Origin of the sequence: Rheinheimera mesophila (genome assembly GCF_000986865.1) — a bacterium.
Taxonomy (GTDB): Bacteria; Pseudomonadota; Gammaproteobacteria; order Enterobacterales; family Alteromonadaceae; genus Pararheinheimera; species Pararheinheimera mesophila.
In genome coordinates, this window is sequence record NZ_LAVS01000006.1 from 54025 (window position 1) to 71333 (window position 17309).

Annotated in this window: 17 protein-coding genes; 10 read left to right on the forward strand and 7 right to left on the reverse strand. The window is 48.1% G+C overall.

All coding sequences use genetic code 11. The features are described from left to right. The 4 genes from relA to SD53_RS04120 all read left to right on the forward strand — a co-directional run bounded on the left by relA (nucleotide 1) and on the right by SD53_RS04120 (nucleotide 4435). Nucleotides 1-2193 (forward strand): GTP diphosphokinase, encoded by a 2193-nt coding sequence (relA, locus tag SD53_RS04105; RefSeq protein WP_046518956.1) that lies wholly within the window; start codon nucleotides 1-3, stop codon nucleotides 2191-2193. Nucleotides 2194-2265: 72 nt separating this feature from the next. Next, nucleotides 2266-3048 carry a nucleoside triphosphate pyrophosphohydrolase gene (gene mazG / locus SD53_RS04110; protein ID WP_082101774.1) on the forward strand — a complete coding sequence of 261 codons (783 nt, stop codon included), beginning with the start codon at nucleotides 2266-2268 and terminating at the stop codon, nucleotides 3046-3048. Between the two features lie 98 nt (nucleotides 3049-3146). Continuing rightward, nucleotides 3147-3479: a hypothetical protein gene (locus tag SD53_RS04115; protein WP_046518957.1), complete on the forward strand. Its 333-nt coding sequence runs from the start codon at nucleotides 3147-3149 to the stop codon at nucleotides 3477-3479. A gap of 50 nt (nucleotides 3480-3529) precedes the next feature. Then, entirely contained in the window at nucleotides 3530-4435 is a 906-nt protein-coding gene (locus SD53_RS04120; protein WP_046518958.1) for a hypothetical protein, read from the forward strand. A 554-nt stretch (nucleotides 4436-4989) separates the two neighbouring features. On the opposite strand, the gene SD53_RS04125 is transcribed toward SD53_RS04120, so the two are convergent. After that, nucleotides 4990-5862, reverse strand: coding sequence for a DUF2971 domain-containing protein (locus SD53_RS04125; protein ID WP_046518959.1), 873 nt, complete (start codon nucleotides 5860-5862; stop codon nucleotides 4990-4992). A gap of 557 nt (nucleotides 5863-6419) precedes the next feature. On the opposite strand from SD53_RS04125, the gene folE reads away from it, so the two are divergent. Beyond that, nucleotides 6420-7064 carry a GTP cyclohydrolase I FolE gene (gene folE, locus SD53_RS04130; RefSeq protein ID WP_046518960.1) on the forward strand — a complete coding sequence of 215 codons (645 nt, stop codon included), beginning with the start codon at nucleotides 6420-6422 and terminating at the stop codon, nucleotides 7062-7064. Between the two features lie 178 nt (nucleotides 7065-7242). Continuing rightward, nucleotides 7243-7647 carry an SMU1112c/YaeR family gloxylase I-like metalloprotein gene (gloA2, locus tag SD53_RS04135; protein ID WP_046518961.1) on the forward strand — a complete coding sequence of 135 codons (405 nt, stop codon included), beginning with the start codon at nucleotides 7243-7245 and terminating at the stop codon, nucleotides 7645-7647. On the opposite strand, the gene SD53_RS04140 is transcribed toward gloA2, so the two are convergent. Next, nucleotides 7583-8722, reverse strand: coding sequence for an alkaline phosphatase family protein (locus tag SD53_RS04140; protein ID WP_068226338.1), 1140 nt, complete (start codon nucleotides 8720-8722; stop codon nucleotides 7583-7585). The two genes, gloA2 and SD53_RS04140, sit on opposite strands and share 65 nt — an antisense overlap. 240 nt (nucleotides 8723-8962) lie before the next feature. Here SD53_RS04140 and SD53_RS04145 point away from each other — a divergent pair, with 240 nt between their 5' ends. After that, nucleotides 8963-10354, forward strand: coding sequence for an alanine/glycine:cation symporter family protein (locus SD53_RS04145; protein WP_046518962.1), 1392 nt, complete (start codon nucleotides 8963-8965; stop codon nucleotides 10352-10354). A 134-nt stretch (nucleotides 10355-10488) separates the two neighbouring features. On the opposite strand, the gene SD53_RS04150 is transcribed toward SD53_RS04145, so the two are convergent. From SD53_RS04150 to SD53_RS04165, 5 genes are all read right to left on the reverse strand, one after another. Continuing rightward, on the reverse strand, nucleotides 10489-10911 hold the full coding sequence (locus SD53_RS04150) for a DUF3010 family protein (RefSeq protein WP_046518963.1): 423 nt from the start codon (nucleotides 10909-10911) through the stop codon (nucleotides 10489-10491). A gap of 466 nt (nucleotides 10912-11377) precedes the next feature. Beyond that, nucleotides 11378-11509: a hypothetical protein gene (locus SD53_RS18930; protein WP_260394386.1), complete on the reverse strand. Its 132-nt coding sequence runs from the start codon at nucleotides 11507-11509 to the stop codon at nucleotides 11378-11380. A 75-nt stretch (nucleotides 11510-11584) separates the two neighbouring features. Further along, complete coding sequence (locus SD53_RS04155) at nucleotides 11585-12118, reverse strand: tetratricopeptide repeat protein (protein ID WP_052749244.1); 534 nt, start codon at nucleotides 12116-12118, stop codon at nucleotides 11585-11587. Nucleotides 12119-12368: 250 nt separating this feature from the next. Continuing rightward, nucleotides 12369-13253, reverse strand: coding sequence for a LysR family transcriptional regulator (locus SD53_RS04160; protein WP_046518964.1), 885 nt, complete (start codon nucleotides 13251-13253; stop codon nucleotides 12369-12371). A 185-nt stretch (nucleotides 13254-13438) separates the two neighbouring features. Continuing rightward, nucleotides 13439-14089: a class II aldolase/adducin family protein gene (locus tag SD53_RS04165; RefSeq protein WP_241481749.1), complete on the reverse strand. Its 651-nt coding sequence runs from the start codon at nucleotides 14087-14089 to the stop codon at nucleotides 13439-13441. A gap of 80 nt (nucleotides 14090-14169) precedes the next feature. On the opposite strand from SD53_RS04165, the gene SD53_RS04170 reads away from it, so the two are divergent. The 3 genes from SD53_RS04170 to SD53_RS04180 are packed head-to-tail and all read left to right on the forward strand — an operon-like array spanning nucleotide 14170 to nucleotide 17276. After that, complete coding sequence (locus SD53_RS04170; protein ID WP_046518966.1) at nucleotides 14170-15327, forward strand: methionine aminotransferase; 1158 nt, start codon at nucleotides 14170-14172, stop codon at nucleotides 15325-15327. Further along, on the forward strand, nucleotides 15303-16085 hold the full coding sequence (locus SD53_RS04175) for an amidohydrolase (RefSeq protein WP_046518967.1): 783 nt from the start codon (nucleotides 15303-15305) through the stop codon (nucleotides 16083-16085). The genes SD53_RS04170 and SD53_RS04175 overlap by 25 nt, the downstream gene beginning before the upstream one ends. 9 nt (nucleotides 16086-16094) lie before the next feature. After that, a complete protein-coding gene (locus tag SD53_RS04180; protein ID WP_046518968.1) occupies nucleotides 16095-17276 on the forward strand; it encodes an MFS transporter in 1182 nt (393 codons plus the stop codon). Nucleotides 17277-17309 lie beyond the last annotated feature (33 nt).

Here is a 17309-nt window from a genome sequence, read left to right on the forward strand (position 1 = left end):
ATGGTGACGGTAAGGCAATCACATAGCGCCGAATACCACCCAGGCGGCACGCAGAGCTGGTTAAGCGCTTTAGGTTTACCTGACGCCAAAATTACCGCGCTACTGGATGCTGAGCTCTGGTTGCATCAGCAGAATCTGACCGATCAGGAGCCCGAAGTACAAACGGGCTGGGAGATGGTCGAAATTCTGGCTGATTTGCGTATGGACAAAGATGCCTTAACTGCTGCGTTATTATTCCCATTGGTTGACGCCAAACTGATAGAACTGGAACAAGTAGAAACGAAGTTTTGTTCTGCCGTATTGGCGATGCTCAATGCTGTGCGCCAAATGGAGGCCATTCGGTCTATTCCGGTGGGACCCAACCAAAGCACGAATCCACAACAAGCCGATAACCTGCGCCGTATGTTATTGGCCATGGTGGAAGATGTGCGCGCTGTGGTGTTAAAACTGGCGGCACAAATTTGTTATCTGCGCAGCGTAAAAAACGCCGATGAAGAAACCAGGGTATTAGCGGCCAAAGAAACCAACGCTATTTTTGGCCCACTGGCCAACCGTTTGGGTATTGGCCAGATCAAATGGGAGCTGGAAGATTTAGCTTTCCGTTACCTGCATCCACAAACCTATAAACAAATTGCCAGTCTGCTGGAAGAAAAACGCTTAGACCGCGAACAGTATATGCAGGATTTTGTCGCTTCAGTGCGGCAAAAAATGCAGGACGCTGGTATTGAAGTGGAAGTCTACGGCCGGCCTAAACATATTTTCAGTATCTGGAAAAAGATGCAAAAAAAGCAGTTGGCTTTTGATCAACTGTACGACATTCGCGCCGTGCGGATTGTTACCACCAAGGTACAGGACTGTTATGCTGCTTTGGGTATAGTGCATACCTCCTGGCGGCATCTGCCAAAAGAATTCGATGACTATATAGCCACACCCAAACAAAATGGCTATCAGTCGATTCATACCGTGGTGCTTGGCCCGGCGGGCCGCCCTGTCGAAATTCAAATCCGTACTCATCAGATGCATGACGATGCTGAACTGGGTGTGGCGGCGCACTGGCGTTATAAAGAAGGTACTGGCCATCCGGGTAAAGAGGGCCAGTTGGACGAAAAAATTGGCTGGTTGCGTAAACTGCTAGCCTGGCAGGAAGAGCTGGTGGACGGCTCGGATTTAGCTGAAGAGCTAAAAAATCAGGTCACCGAAGACAGGGTGTATGTGTTTACGCCAAAAGGCGATATTGTCGATTTGCCGCTCGGTTCTACGCCGCTGGATTTTGCCTATTACATTCACTCCAACGTCGGCCATCGCTGCATAGGTGCCAAGATTTCCGGCCGTATCGTGCCTTTTACCTACCAACTGAAAACTGGCGATCAAATTGAAATATTAACGGGCCGCGAACCGAACCCGAGTCGCGATTGGCTCAACCCAAACTCAGGCTATTTAAAATCCAGCCGTGCCCGTTCCAAAGTGCAGTACTGGTTCCGTCTGCAGGACAGAGATAAAAATATAGCGGCGGGCAAAGAGCTACTGGATACCGAACTGAACCGGCTGAATCTCACCATCGACAGCATTCCCAAAGTGCTGGCGCGTTTTAATGTCAACAGTATGGAAGAGTTACTGGCCGGTATTGGTGGCGGCGAAATTAAAGTCACCCAAGTGGTGCATTATGTGCAAAGTCAGTCGGGCAAATTGCAGCAGCCTGAGATCGACCCGCGCCTGATCAGCAAACCTATGTCGGCCCAGCCGAAAAGCCATGTGGTGGTGCAGGGTGTAGGTAACTTATTAACTCATATGGCCGGTTGCTGCCAGCCTTTGCCGGGCGATGCCATTGTCGGTTACATCACCCAGGGCCGGGGTATAGCAGTGCACCGTGACGACTGTGAGCAGTTTAAAGTGCTGCAGGAAGCCCATCGTGAGCGGGTGGTGGAAGCGACTTGGGGCGATAAATACGCCTCAGGTTATGAAGTCACTATTCGTATTGTGGCGCACGACCGCAATGGTTTACTACGCGATATCACCAGTATTCTGGCCAATGAAAAAGCCAACGTGCTGCGGATGAGTAGTAACTCGGATATTTCGCAGCAAACCGCTACCATCATTATGACAATGGAGCTGTATAACCTGGATTCACTGAATAAACTGCTGACCAAAGTCAGCCAGATTGACGATGTGATCGAAGCGAAACGCTTTCACTGATTTTAAATTCAATATGTTTTATTAAATAACGCCGGAGCCCCGAGCTCCGGCGTCTTTTCTACAGGATTTACCGTGTCACAACCACTGCAACAACTATTGGCCATTATGGCCAGACTACGCGACCCACAAAACGGCTGCCCCTGGGATAAAGAACAGACGTACCAGACCATAGTGCCTTATACGCTGGAAGAGGCTTATGAAGTGGCCGATGCGATAGCCCGCGAAGATTATGCCGAGCTGAAAGACGAGCTGGGCGACTTGTTATTTCAGGTGGTGTTTTACGCTCAAATTGCCAAAGAAGAAGGCCGTTTTGACTTTGACGACTGCGCTGCCGCCATTAACGACAAACTGATCCGCCGTCACCCTCATGTGTTTGCCGATATGAATTTAGCCAGCAGCAAAGCCGTGCTGCAAAACTGGGAAGCGATCAAAACTACAGAGCGTACCGCCTCTGGTAAAACCTCAGTTTTGGATAATATTCCGCTGGCGATGCCGGCCTTAAGCCGTGCCTACAAACTGCAAAAACGTTGTGCACAAGTGGGTTTTGACTGGCCTGATGTACAAGGCGCCTGGGATAAAGTGCAGGAAGAAATTCAGGAAGTGGCAGAACTACCTGCTGGCGCTGCTGAACTGGAAGAGGAACTCGGCGATTTAATGTTTGCGCTGGTGAATGTAGTGCGTAAACAAGGTTTTGACCCGGAAAAAGTCATGCGCCAGGCCAATCAAAAGTTTGAACGGCGTTTTCGTCAGGTAGAGCAGGCGTTAATACAACAAGGTTCTAGCCCAGCGCAAAGTACACTGGATCAGATGGAACTGTTGTGGTTAGAGGTAAAAAGGCAGGAAAAACAAAGCTAAAGGTAAAAATTAACAGCGAAAAGGCGCCCGAGACTTGACTGGTTTTTAATTTGTCTAATACTCTGGTTTGGAATAACTAAAATACTAAAGCCAGATCAATGACTAAGATAACCCCCATTTTACTTTGCTGCTTCAGCCTGCTTGTTTTAAGTTCCTGTGCAGAAGACTACAGCGCCAGAATTAAAGCCCCGGAACTGACCGTGGTGAACTCTACTGGCGAAACCATAGACCGTATTGTTGAACGTTCCTGTGAGGCTAATGATGATAGTAATGACAGAGTGCTGGCTCGCGATCTGAAAACAGGCCGCAGCCTGGTGATCCCGCTGGCGGTGACCTGCAGTAATCTGGAAGCCTTTAATAAAGAAGGACGTGTTGTTGGCCGTCAGGCTGAAGTGTCCACCCCCCCTGATCTGTATTGGCAAATCTACTGATCCGGCCCCCGAATGAATCCTCCATGCAAAAACAAAAAAGGAATAGAGGTATGAAGAATCTGTTGAAATTATTGAGCCTGACCGGCTTTGCTGTAGTGATGACCGGCTGTAGTTCTTATGACTATTATCAGGTGGAATCGAATTTCAAAATGAGCGCAGCCTCAGACCGGTTGCCCGCTACGATCACCAAAGGTCAGGGTTTTGAAGCAAACTTCCCGCGTATCGCCACTATTGCAGTAAAAGCGCCGGATTTTTGTGTCAGCGAATCCCAGTCTCAGCGCACTGGTACAGCCCGTGCTGAAACCAATGTAATGCAAACCACTTGTGGCGTGGAAATGGCGCAAATTGAAAGCTCGTTGGCTAAAGCAGGTTTTGGCGTGATTAGCTGGAAAGTACTGCAAAACGAAATGACCGTATCGACCTCTCATCTGGAAGCGGCAAAAAAGCTTAAAGCCGACGCTATGTTTCAGATCAACTCACTGGAACGAGGTGTGACTCAGGCCGGTCAGGATGCCCGCTGGGATAGACGTTTTTACAACACCTCGGGTGGCGGCAAAGTTCCTACAGCGGTCGACAGTTATATGGCTAACTTACTGGATAGTTATGCCAAGCAAAATGAACAAGCCATGATAGCGGGCATCGAAGTACTCAGTGCCAGCATCAATGCCAGTGTCACTCTGGTGGAAAACGGCCGTGCTATCTGGTTCTACGAGTGGAACAATGTGCAGTCACAGGAAGATGCGGATCAAATAGTAGCTAATACTTATGTGTACTGCATCGATGGTTACTGCCAGCCTTATACGCCACAAGAATACGCGACTTATAACGACCAACTGGTACAAGGCACCAGCGATGCGGTGTCTATAGGTGCTAAAGCAGCAGATCGCCGCCGTGCTGTACACGATAAGCTGATGAAGCAGGTAGTGGAAGATATGGTGGGGCGTTTTACTTTGTAATTTTGTTATTGCTTACTGCTGAATCAAACAGGGCCGCTTTTATTAGCGGCTTTGTTTTTGGTCGGGTTCGGTTAGGTTAAAAGCGTTTCGCCGCTGGCGAGATACTTTCTTTTGCTTCGCCAAAAGAAAGCTATCCAAAGCAAGAAAGTGCAGGAAGCACTTTCTAACAGCCGAAGGCTGGCCCGCAGGGTGAATTGCAGGGATGCAATTCATAAAAGGCGACCCCAGGTCGCAGCGACAACGCTTGCGTTGAACAGCTTTAGCTGGCCCCGAAGGGGTACGAACGCAGTGAGTATAAAGCCCGGCCCAAAATCGTGCGTCCAAGGCGGCTGGGCAACTCGCTCGTCGCTACCGCTCCTCACTCAAACACTCCCAGCCTTAAAACCTTGGACACCCAATTTTGTCCGGCTCGCGCCCTAATGGGGATTTGGTGCCAATAGTTGAAATTGATTTTTCTATGATCGATAACAAAGAGCAAAAAGCGGCAATGACAAACGCAGCAAGGCCTGACTCTGAGGGCTAAACCTTAAGCGATAATTCAGGAACACTTTTAATTAGTTGGGTGCCCGAAAGTAGCCTACAGATTTGTCGATTTTAGTATCCGCAAAGCCATTTTTCTGTAACACAGCTTGAAGCATATCTACGCTGTTGGGATTAGCAGGCCCGAGCATAACACCATGTAGCGCCATTAAGTTTTTGAATTTTAAACGTAATGGAAAGCGTGGTGATAATTTGCCTTGGCTCTCCAAAAAAAGCACCTGCTGCTCTATTACTTCGCCCCACCTCTCGCCACGCAACTTGTTTGGCCGATATCCTGCTTCGCTTGTGTCCGAAAAGATAACGCACCGAACTTCATCTTCTTCTTTGTAAAACGCAGACTTATAACAAGCGCTGAGTCCATTCAATCGATTGACGAACTTTATGAAATTGATATCAGTTACATCCATTTCTTTAATAGATTTTAGCAACTTACCGTCATCGTGATGCTTTAAAGCTTCTTCTAATCTGGCTTTAAATACCTGCTCGTTGTATATGACATCAACCGCCTCAAACACAGGGGTTCCAAATACAGAATCGTTAAGTATGTGGACATTGCTGTCACACTGACTAGATGCATAGTTACAGGCTTTCAGTACATCGAGATCCAGCTCAAGCATTACACCTTTTCCCATATCACCATAGCCGCGCCATTGGCTTAGAGCGTCAGGTTTGCGCGAAAGCGATAAAACAAAAAATTCATGGGTGTTATCAATCCCGTGATATGGAATACCAGCTAACTTCTGGAAAAAATCAGGAAAAACATCTCTTTTCGCCAATATAATTTCATTCGGGTCGTTGGCAAGCGATACATTACTGCAATGTATAGATGCACTTTCAATAATCTTTAACAAGCTCGCCATAGAGCAGTAGTGGTAAAGCATGGTCATATTGAACCCATTACTAATGAAATTAATCCCTTTTCATACAATTTTACTATGGCTCACCTATGTGAACAGTCGCATTGTTAAAATCAATTAGAGTTTAATGACCAAATACTTTTTATCACATTATTTAATTCAAAAAATAGATAAGCAAGTTAGTCTGCCTTGCGATTCTGCCTGTTTGTGAAACCCTCAACATTTTCGAGAGCTTCGGCTGAATTATTCGCAGCAACGTGCGCTTTCGGTGAATACCAGTGATTCAGCAAGAGCCAGCCCCTTCGTCAGCTATTGGTATAGAGTGACGAAACTAACAAACTACGAAACAGTCGGACAACTACGTTAGCAGACCCTGTCCAGCAGGGATGCTGGACAGGAGCCTACACGGACGTATCTACGGCGTGTCTGCGTTGTAGTTGACCGCGCCTTTTGAGCCGAAGCCGTGGATCACTTACAGCAATTGCACCAAAGCCAGCCAGCTATAACAACCTATCCACCAAACTAAACCACTTCTCTGTGGTCTGCGTATAACATGCACTATCTGACAACAAGCAGCGAGAGCTTTTATGTTAACTGAATCCGCTTTAGTGGTGCGCAGCGCTCTGGAGGCTGCTGGTCTAGAAACTCCTATGCTAGACAATGGTTTGTCCAATGAGCAGAAAAAACAGCGTTTAACTGAACTGATGACGCAAGTGGTACATACCCTCGGTTTAGATTTAACCGATGATAGTCTGGCGGAAACTCCGGCCCGTATCGCGAAGATGTATGTCGATGAAGTGTTTTCCGGCTTGGATTACCGTACTTTTCCAAAAATTTCGATGATCGACAACAAAATGCGTGCTGAAGAAATGGTGAAGGTACAAAACATTAGTTTTACCAGTACCTGCGAGCACCATTTTGTCACTATAGATGGCACTGCCACTGTGGCTTATATACCGGGCCAGAAGATTATTGGCTTGTCGAAACTCAACCGTATTGTGAAGTTTTTTGCCCAGCGGCCACAGGTGCAGGAGCGGTTAACTCAGCAAATTCAAGTGGCTTTACAAGCCTTGCTGGGGGTGAAGGATGTGGCGGTGAGTATCGATGCTGTACATTATTGCGTGAAGTCCCGCGGCGTTATGGATACCAGTTCCAGCACTAAAACTATGGCTTTGGGTGGTACTTTTAAAACGGACGCCGCGACACGTGCCGAGTTTTTGTCGAAGTTTTGAACCTCTATAGTGGCTGATAGGCAGCTTTCTCTCGCCCCAATCCTGTGGTAGTTCCCAAGGGTTGGGGATTTTTTTCACGGCCGCATAGCCCTGGTTCGTACCGCCTCGGTTTTTCACTGGCTGACTTGGCGGGCAACTGGCACACTGGCAAGCTGTCTTAGTCAGAGCGAGTAACCTTATGTTAGCCGGTATTCATCATGTGGCGCTGATTTGCAGTGATTATCAGCGTTCCAAACACTTCTACACTGAAATTCTGGGTTTAAAAGTTCTGGCTGAACATTACAGGGCCGAACGTTTGTCTTACAAGCTCGACTTGCAACTGCCTGATGGTAGCCAACTGGAGTTGTTTTCTTTCCCTAATCCACCACCTCGGCCAAGTGCGCCTGAAGCTCAGGGCTTACGCCATTTGGCGTTTCAGGTGCTGGATGTAGCGCAGATGGTGGCGCATTTAGAAGCCAGGGGTATTGAAGTCGAGCCGGTGCGGATTGACCCTTATACAAAGCGGGCTTATACCTTTTTTAAAGACCCTGACGCGTTACCGTTGGAGTTGTATCAGATACTGCCAACCGAACTGAGGTACTAAAATCAAAAGCGGGCGCCGCTTTAGGTTGAACCGCCTGATAGTCAAAGCCTAAAACGGCGGCCATTGTTGCTGCCATCTGGCCTTGTTGCCAGCTTCCGTCTGTGCGGATTACACCTGCAGCCGGAATACCTGGGCCCATCGCAGCAAGCCAGATATGCTCTGAACCAGCAATTTGTGGCACTGGTCCTTTGTAACCGGGGAGCGCGGTACTTTTGCCGTGCGAGCGCCACTGTGCTGCTTCGCCCCGGCCGTGATCGGTACTGATCAGCAATGTGGTTTGATCACGGTAATAGGGGTCGTTTTGTAATTGCTGCCATAAGTCGGCAATAAACTGATCGCTGCGGTAAATAGCGGCCAGATACTGGTCATAGTGGCCTAAATGGGCAAAATCATCGGCTTCTCCCAGCGCTATATATAGCAATCTGGGTTTATGCAAACGCAGATGCTCCAGTGCAAATTCCTGAGTAAAGACATCCAGCCTGACATTGGCAAAAGGACTGGGTGTTTTCGCCTGCAACTGATTCAGATAGCGCTGCTTTTCACTGAGCTTGCCTTGTTCCGGCATAAAACCGGCATTGACCGTCAGGCCTGAACGTTGGGTATTTAAGATATAAGGAAACAGATCCCAGGAGCCAAAAGCCGCTATTTTCTGCCGCAATTGTGGCTGTTGGTTCAGCCATTCCAGCACTGTCACGTTCGGATTGGCTATTTTGTGATTGCTGTGAATGACCGGGTCGGAAAAACCAGCCAGTAGCTCCTGATAACCTGGGTACGAAATCTGATAAGGGTTGCTGACGTTAATGGCCGATCCCAGAGTGCGGTTGCCAACAGCAACCCCTTGCTGCAGCACAGTCTGATGTAAAAAGGGCATTAGCAGTTCAGGTCGACCGGGTTGAAAGGCCTTGATCAACGCGGGTGTTTTGACCCACTGCGCTTGTTGATGAAGGCTTGGGTCTGCTCCGGTAAAGACTTCCTGCCAACGCACTCCGTCTATGCTGACGAGCACCACTTTAGGTTCAGCTTTCAGACTAAGCGACACGAATAACAGCAGTGCCAGAATCCAGTTTTGTCTCATCATAGTGCCCCAACAGCGGTGGATTGGAGCCGATCCTGCCAGCAGAACATGACAACAAAGCTGAAAACTGATGGCAATTCGGTGACAGGCTGTATAGCAAAGATAAAAAAGCTTGCGTTGATGGTGTTCTGCGCTGAAGATAGTTACTAAAAATAGCCGTCTGGATGTATACCCGTCGCCCTCTCAATTGCTGGGGTAGACAGATCCGGCGATAAAATAATAATCCCAAGGTGCGTGTGTATGTCCGATTTTAGTTTTCAGCAGGCATTTGAATGGTTAAGTTCCGCCATTGCCTCTGTAGTGTTTTATGCCATTCCGATCAATGGCGCTGCGTTACCTGTCACTGTGCTCTGGCTGGTACTGGGCGCTATTGTGTTTACCTGTTATTTGGGTTTTATCAATATCCGCGGTTTTGGTCATGCCTTAAAGGTAGTGCGTGGCGATTATGCTGAAAAGACCGACAAAGGCGATATCAGTCAGTTTCAGGCCTTGTCAGCGGCTTTATCCGGCACAGTCGGCACAGGCAATATTGCCGGTGTGGCTGTGGCCATAGCGTTGGGTGGGCCTGGTGCGACCTTCTGGATGATAGTGGCGGGTTTTTTGGGTATGACCACTAAATTTGTTGAATGTACGCTGGCGGTAAAATACAGGGTCTACAACGCCGATGGTAGTACGTCGGGTGGCCCTATGTATTACATCAAAGCGGCCTTGGATAAATATGGCCTGCCACGCTTAGGTAGTTTTTTAGCTGCCTTCTTTGCGATTGCCTGTGTGTTTGGTTCGGCCGGTTTTGTCCATGTCAATCAGGGCTTTTCGCAAGTGAAGCTGGTGACAGGTTTTGACAATGCCTGGGTCTTTGGTCTGGTCTATTCGTTTTTAGTGGGTCTGGTGATTGTTGGGGGTATTCAAAGTATTGCCCGGGTCACCAGTAAATTAGTGCCTTTGATGTGTGCTATTTATTTATCGGCTGCTTTTGTATTTTTAACCATGAACGCGGATGCTATTCCTGAGGCCGTTTGGACTATTTTGCGCAGCGCTTTTGCGCCCGAAGCGGCTTACGGTGGTGTAATAGGTGTGATTATTCAGGGCTTTCGCCGTGCTGCTTATTCAAATGAGGCCGGTATAGGTTCTTCGCCTATCGCCCATTCGGCGGCCAAAACGAAAGACCCGGTGTCGGAGGGCTTTGTCGGCTTGCTGGAGCCTTTTATCGACACAGTCGTTATTTGTACTATATCTGCGTTAGTCATAGTCGTCAGTGGCGTTTACTTGCAGCCGGGTTTAGATGGTGTACAAATGACCTCGGCCGCCTTTGGCTCTGTATTTGACTGGTTCCCGCTGGTGCTGATGGTGGCGCTGTTGCTGTTTGGTTATTCCACTGTAGTGAGCTGGTCATTTTATGGCTTAAAGTCCTGGACTTACTTATTTGGTCACACAGCTTTTACCCAGCGTAGCTTTAAAGCGCTGTTTTGCTGTGTTGTGGCCATAGGCGCTGTGCCTAATATGCTGGCAGTATTTGATTTTATCGACTCGATGATCTTTCTAATGGCAGTGCCGAATATCCTGGCCTTGTATTTGTTATTGCCGGAAGTAAAGCAGGATTTAAAAGCCTATCTGTTAAAGCATAAGGGCTAAAACTCAAAGGCCAAAGAATCAGCCGAATACCCTGAATCATTGGGGTTACAGTGAGACCCCAGGAACATAGACCTCTATGTGACTGGGGTGAAGGAGCGCAGTCAACAAAACTGCAGCGTCAAGGATGACGGGTATTACTTTGACAGGTAAGCGTAGGCGGTGATAAAGGCCGTTTCCTGAAAACCTTTTAAGCCTGTTTCTTTAAAGTCGATAGGCACAGGATGGCGCGACAACTGCTCTTTGATAAAAGCGCTGGTCAGAATTTCAGTTTTGGCATTGGTCAATAACTGCAAAGCCGCTTCCATCTTAAAACCCACAGCGCCACCGGCAAACTTGCCTTTTTGTGGGCGTTCACGAATGACAAAAGTGTCTATTTTGTAGTCTTCGGCCAATTTGGCAAAGACAAACTGAAATTTCTTCATCTGCTCGCTATCCTGATCTTTGAGTAGCGGCAAACGTACAGTGCGGCAATCCGGAATATCAAACAGGCCATTATTACTTGCCAACAAACACAAAATGGCTTCACTGCCTTTCATTTCAACACCACAAACGCGCATAAGATTCTCTCGCTAACTCAAGTTGGGCCTATTATGCCAGCTTAATAAGGAAAAACTATAGCCAAATATGCCGCAGCTCTACCCTTTGCCCGACGGGGAAAGCCTAAGTAATTGCGGTCAGAGCGAGGCGACAAGGGATTGAGAGCCTGGGAGCATAGTCCACTATGCGACCTGGCCGAAAGCGCGTAGTCAACAAAGCTATGGCGGCAAGTTAGCGGGGAAGTCCCCTAAGTAATTGCGGTCAGAGCGAGGCGACAAGGGATTGAGAGCCTGGGAGCATAGTCCACTATGCGACCTGGCCGAAAGCACGCAGTCAACAAAGCTATGGCGGCAAGTACGACGGGGAAAAGAAAAAAGCAGACAAACCTGACAGGGGGGGGAGGTAGCTTGTCTGCTCACAGTGAGGTCAGATCTTAGTTGCATGCCTTCGCCGGGGAAGTAAAGGCATCACTGCACCACGATCGTATTACTGCTGAAAATCTTCGTTTTCTATATCCCACTGGCTTACCGAAATCTGTCGGTAAAAAGACCAGTGCTGTAACAACCAATTTAACCAGTGGTGGTGTACGTCGTGATCCTGCGGAATATGGAATGACATATCAATCTCCTGCTAAACCTGAGCGCTGTGACGAATACGGCGCTCAGTCTAGTCTACTTAGATGACAATACCTTTTCAGTTCGTCACATTTAAGGTTGCAGCCGTATACACAGGGCTAAGCGCTTTCATTTTTTCATTTAAAAGTTCCAGGTTGTGCTGGTTGATATGGCTTTGCTCAAGTACGGTGGCCTGTTGAAAATCAGCTAAAGCTGCAACAGGGTCTTGTGCCATCAAACGGGCTACACCACGGTTTGTATGAGCAAAAGATCGCATTTCGCGTTTGTAATTGCTGTCTGTGCCTTCGGCGCGACGGGCGGCATAAATGGCTGAACTGCACGCCTGCTCTGCCTGTTTAAATTCGGCCATGTGAGTGTATGCCACACACAAGCTCATCTGTTTGCTGAATGAGTCTGCCTGTTTGTCTGTTGCTGCTGTTGCTTCAGCAACACCGTCCTGATACAGACCGGCTTTAATTTTGCTCACGCCCGGGGTGTCTTCAATCAACACCATTTTAAATCCGCCGGTGGCTGCGCTGGCGACAAAAGAACTTGAGGCCAACAGTATCATTGCTACTTTTTTGCCAAAGCTAAGGGATGTCGCTTTCATCATTTACTCTCCAGTACTCTTCAGTCAGTTCAGTTCAAAGTGCAGCTTAGTCACTGCACTGTGCTTACTTTAGAAAGTTCCTGAACAACTGACAAAGGATATAAATCCAACCGACGGATGAAGGAAATTCATTTATGGTGCGGCAAAAAATGTCATATTGAAGTGATAACTGCGGTTTGAACTGATGTGTTGGCATTGAACCTTTGCCGACATATGAGGATTTCACCTACGTCCCTGTAGGTGAGGACAGCGATTAAAAAGCGCGTTGAAAGCTTTGCAAAATCCAGTTCACCAGTAACTGAATTTGTGGTTTGTTTGGATCTGTTGCATGTTGCACCAGATAATACTTGTCACGGCTCTCCAGTTCCTCACTGAACAGGCGTTTTAAACTGCCACTGGCAAACCAGGAGTGGCTGATAGGCCAGGGCACTAAGGCTATGCCTAAACCTTGCTGCGCTGCGCGCGCCACACTAAACATGCTGTCGAGCTGGATCACTTGTTTTGGCGTGAACACTTCCAGTTCCAGTTGTTCTGCCCACTGATGCCAGGACCAGGGTCTGGCCTGATGCACTAAACAAGGAACTTTGGTTAAGGCGTCAAAGCCCAGGCCATTCAGTTGCTGGTACAAGGCCGGGTTACAGGCTGGTACATAGCTGATTGGAAAAAGCTCATAAGCCACTTTGTCGGTCGGTTTGCTGCTGGCCAATAAGATTTGCAGGTCGGTGTGTTTAGCCGGGTCCTGTCGCGACTTGATAGTCTCAACTTTTAAGTTGATATCCGGGTGTTGCTCTGACCAGCCGACCAGTTTGGGTACAAATAACTCGCTGGCAAAAAATTCCGGCATCGAAATACTGATTTCTGTTGGATTTTTTTGCTGGCTGAAGGTCCGCAAGGTTTGCTCCAGTTCACGCATCAGTGGCAATAACGCCTGGTAAAAGGCCTTGCCTTGCGCTGTCAGTTCTACAGAGCGGGTTTGACGCAGAAATAAATCCAGCCCAAGTTCAGACTCCAGTTGTTTTATCTGGTGACTGACAGCCGAAGGCGTCAGATATAACTGACGTGCAGTCTCTTTAAAACTTAAACATTCGGCGGCGACACAAAAACAGCGTAGGCCGCGCATCGAACTATGTATGGCCATAAGAATTCACAATGGTTACCAAAGACATACCAGTTAAGCAAAAATGGAACCAGAAGTTCAACATATTGAATGTAAAGTAATTTTTAATCATTCAGCAAGGGCATTGAACCTGACTCGGTCAGTCTTGCCCCATTATGGAGCAATAATGCCAAATAAACAGAGGCGGGCAGAGTATAGCCTCTGAATCATGAATTAAAATGACAGCTTGCTTTAATTCGCTCCAGCTCGCAGGCGATTAAAAATTGCCAGGTCTCCAGATAGCGTTTGGCACTGTCAATGCTGTCGGCCCAGACATAAAGACCGTGACCACGAATTAACAAGGCATGAGGTAAAGCCTCGCGCTCAAACCGCTGCTGTAATTCCTGCAGTAGGTGTTCGGGGTTCTGCGGATCCAGAATAGCCAGAGGGCAACATTGGCGCTGCGAATCTGAAACGGCAACCAGATTTTGTAATTCATAGCCAACAAACAGATGTTGGTCAGCTCTAATTAAGCGAGAGAATACAGTAGCTTGCAGATCATGCGTTTGAAGTACTACTTTGTGCTGCGGGCTCTGCTGATACAAAAACTGGTGAATAGCTTTAGCCGGATCAGTCTGTGCTGCTGTGGGCCAGTAGTAAGGTAATAAATCCGCGGGGCTTAATTCACTTTTATCTTTGTCTGCGGTGGTAAAGAGCGCACTATGCTCAGAAGTGCGGATCGAAAAAAGTCCGCTGCCAAAGGGCAGCCATTGGCGCTGAACTATCCATCGGCCCAAAGCACAAAGCTGAATGGCATAAGGATTTAACTGATTCGTTTGAACTGGCTGATTCATCTTGATGTTTAGACGTCTACACATAAAACTGTCTGGATGATAGCATTCGTTGCATGATCAGGCCAGTCAGTTTCACTGTTTTTGTACTGCTGTGAGAGCCCATTATGAAGTTACAAAGTAAATTGCCCACTGTAGGCACCACGATTTTCAGTCAGATGTCACAACTGGCTGCAGAACATCAGGCTATTAATTTGTCCCAGGGCTTTCCTGATTTTCCATCTAATCCACGTTTGATTGAATTATTAAGTGCAGCCGCCCGCCATGGTTTGAACCAGTATGCGCCTATGCCGGGTGTGGCAGAGTTGCGTCAGCAAATAGCGGTGTTGGTGCAAGACTGTTATCAGAGGCAGTTATGTGCTGAGCAACACATTACCGTCACCAGTGGTGCCACCGAGGCACTGTTTGTCGCGATACAGGCCTTAGTCCGGCCGGGGGATGAAGTGATAGTGTTTGACCCGGCTTATGACAGCTATCAGCCTGCTGTGGAGCTGGCGGGTGGTTTTACTGTGCATGTGCCTTTGTTACCACCTTTGTATCAGGTGGACTGGACTCAGTTAGAAAAGCAAATCAGTAAAAAAACGCGGTTGATCATCGTCAACAGCCCACACAATCCAACAGGGGCTGTGTTTAGTCATCAGGACTGGCTGTCGTTGCAGGCTCTGGTGCTTAAACATCGCTTGTATTGCATCAGTGATGAAGTGTATGAACATCTGGTGTTTGACGATCGGCCGAAACTTAGTGCAAATCAGTACCCTGAACTGGCCGAGCGCAGTTATATCGTCTCCTCATTTGGCAAAACCTTCCATGTTACTGGCTGGAAGCTGGGGTATGCCGTAGCCAGTGCTGAGCTGACTGCGGAATTTCGAAAAATACATCAGTATGTCACGTTCTCCAGCTTTACTCCGGCTCAGCACGCGATAGCTGTGTTATTGCGTGAACAGCCTGAAGAAGTGCGGGGGCTGGCGGCTTTTTATCAGCAAAAGCGTGACTTGTTCCGGCAGGCGTTAGCCGGGTCGGCCTGGTCTTTATTACCCTGCCGTGGCAGCTATTTTCAGTTGGCGGATTACAGTGCATTCAGCGACCTGGATGATGTGGCCTTTTGTCACTGGTTAACCCGCGAACACAAAGTGGCGGCTATCCCGTTGTCGGTGTTTTACCGCCAGCCACCCAGTCAGCGTATCATTCGTTTTTGTTTTGCCAAAGAGCCACAAACATTAACCAGAGCGACGGAGATTTTATGTCAGTTATCCGTGTTGCGTTAATCCAGTCTGAATTGGTCTGGCAAGACAGCCTTGCCAATCAGCAGTATTTCGAACAGCAGTTCCGGCACTATCCGGACGTTCAACTTTTTGTGTTGCCAGAGATGTTTAACTCGGGTTTTAGCATGGATTCAACACGAATTGCTGAAACTATGGAAGGCCTTACAGTACAATGGATGCAACAGCAGGCTAAGCTCACGGGGGCGGCGCTGTGCGGTTCTGTCGCTATTGCGCAGCAAGGACAGATTTTTAACCGATTCTTGTTTGTCAGACCGGATGGGCTGGTGCAGTTTTATGATAAACGTCACCTGTTCCGAATGGGCGGCGAACAGTTGCATTATCAGGCAGGGTCTGAACGAGTGATCGTTTCTTATCTTGGCTTCCGGTTTTGCTTACAGGTGTGTTACGACTTACGTTTCCCGGTGTTTGCCCGCAACCAGCAGGATTACGACGCACTGATTTATGTCGCGAACTGGCCACAGCCACGGCGTCAGGTCTGGCGCACTTTATTACAGGCCCGCGCCATTGAAAATCAGGCTTATGTGTTGGGCTGTAATAGAATTGGTTCGGACGCCAATGCGCTGAGCTACAGTGGTGACAGTCTGGTGGTGGATTATTTAGGTCAAATCCGCTCCGAGCTGCCTGTTGGCCAAGCCGGGGTCGTAGTGGCTGAGCTGGATCTGAACGCTTTACTACAATTTAAACAAAAGTTTCCGGCTTATCTGGATGCGGATCCTTTTGTGTTAACGCCTTCATTTTAAGGAGAATCCATGTATCAGCGGCAAGTGACGGTACTGGTGTATTTAAGTTTTATGTTGTTGGGTTTACTCAGTATTTTATGGGGTATCTTGCTGCCTGATATTATGGCGCAGTTGCAGATGTCTCCCGCCGCCAGTGGTTTGTTTTTTGCCTGTTTGTCATTGGGCTCTATTACCGGTGCCTTTTTAGGCGGCAAATATGTGCAGAAATTTGAATTTGTGCCCTTATTTGCTGTGCTGTTACTGATTTTGGTGGTACTGGTGATTGGCGCCTCTTTTGTCCGATTTTGGCCTTTACTGTTAGGTTTTGTGTTTACTTTGGGGGTCACCTGCTCAGGCCTATTCACCATAGGCCATACCCTGATTGCCCGGCTTTATGTGGAAAAACGCGCCCGTATGATGGGTTTTATGGATTTTATGTTTAGTTTAGGCACCTTAGCAGCGCCTTTGTATGTGGTGGTATTGTATTGGGGTGTAGAAGACTGGCGCTGGCCGCTGCGTATTCTGGCGATATTTCTGGCAGGCACTGCCGCTTTTGCCTGGTATTTAGGCCGCACTCATCAAAGCCCGGCTCATATGGCACATGCCAAAGGCAGTTTGTCCTACCGTCAGGTGATGAAAAAACCTGTATTTTTTGCTTTGGCGTTAATGATGTTTGGTTATGGTGCTGTGGAGTGGGGCCATGGCAATTGGTTCGTGACCTACGCCAGTCAGGGCTTAGCTTTAAGTACTGAACAGTCCCGGCTTATTTTTGCGTTTTTTACCGCTGGCATGGTGCTGAGCCGGTTAAGTTTTTCAGTGTTTTTACGCTGGTTTAGCAGCGCTCAGTTGCTGATGATCCTGGTGACTTGTGCTTTTTTTGGCGCTTTGCTGGTCAAGACCACCGCAATGCCGGCTTTATTGCAACTGGGCAATTTTGCTCTGGGTTTAGGTTTGGGCGCTATTTTCCCGCTGATGCTGACCGCCGCTATGGATCTGGACAGCGATAATGGTCCTGTGTTGTCGGGGCTTGCCAATATTGGTGGCTCTATCGGCTATCAGGCGGCGGCTTTGGGCACAGGTTTAGCGGCACAACAAGTGGGCATAGCCACAGCCTATTGGTTGATCCCGATACTGGCGATCTGGTTATTCGGTACCGTGAGTTATTTCAGTTATTTGTTGCATAAAAAACAGTCGCAGAAGGTGAAAGTTTAACTTTTTTGCTGCATTTGCTGGTTTTATCATCAA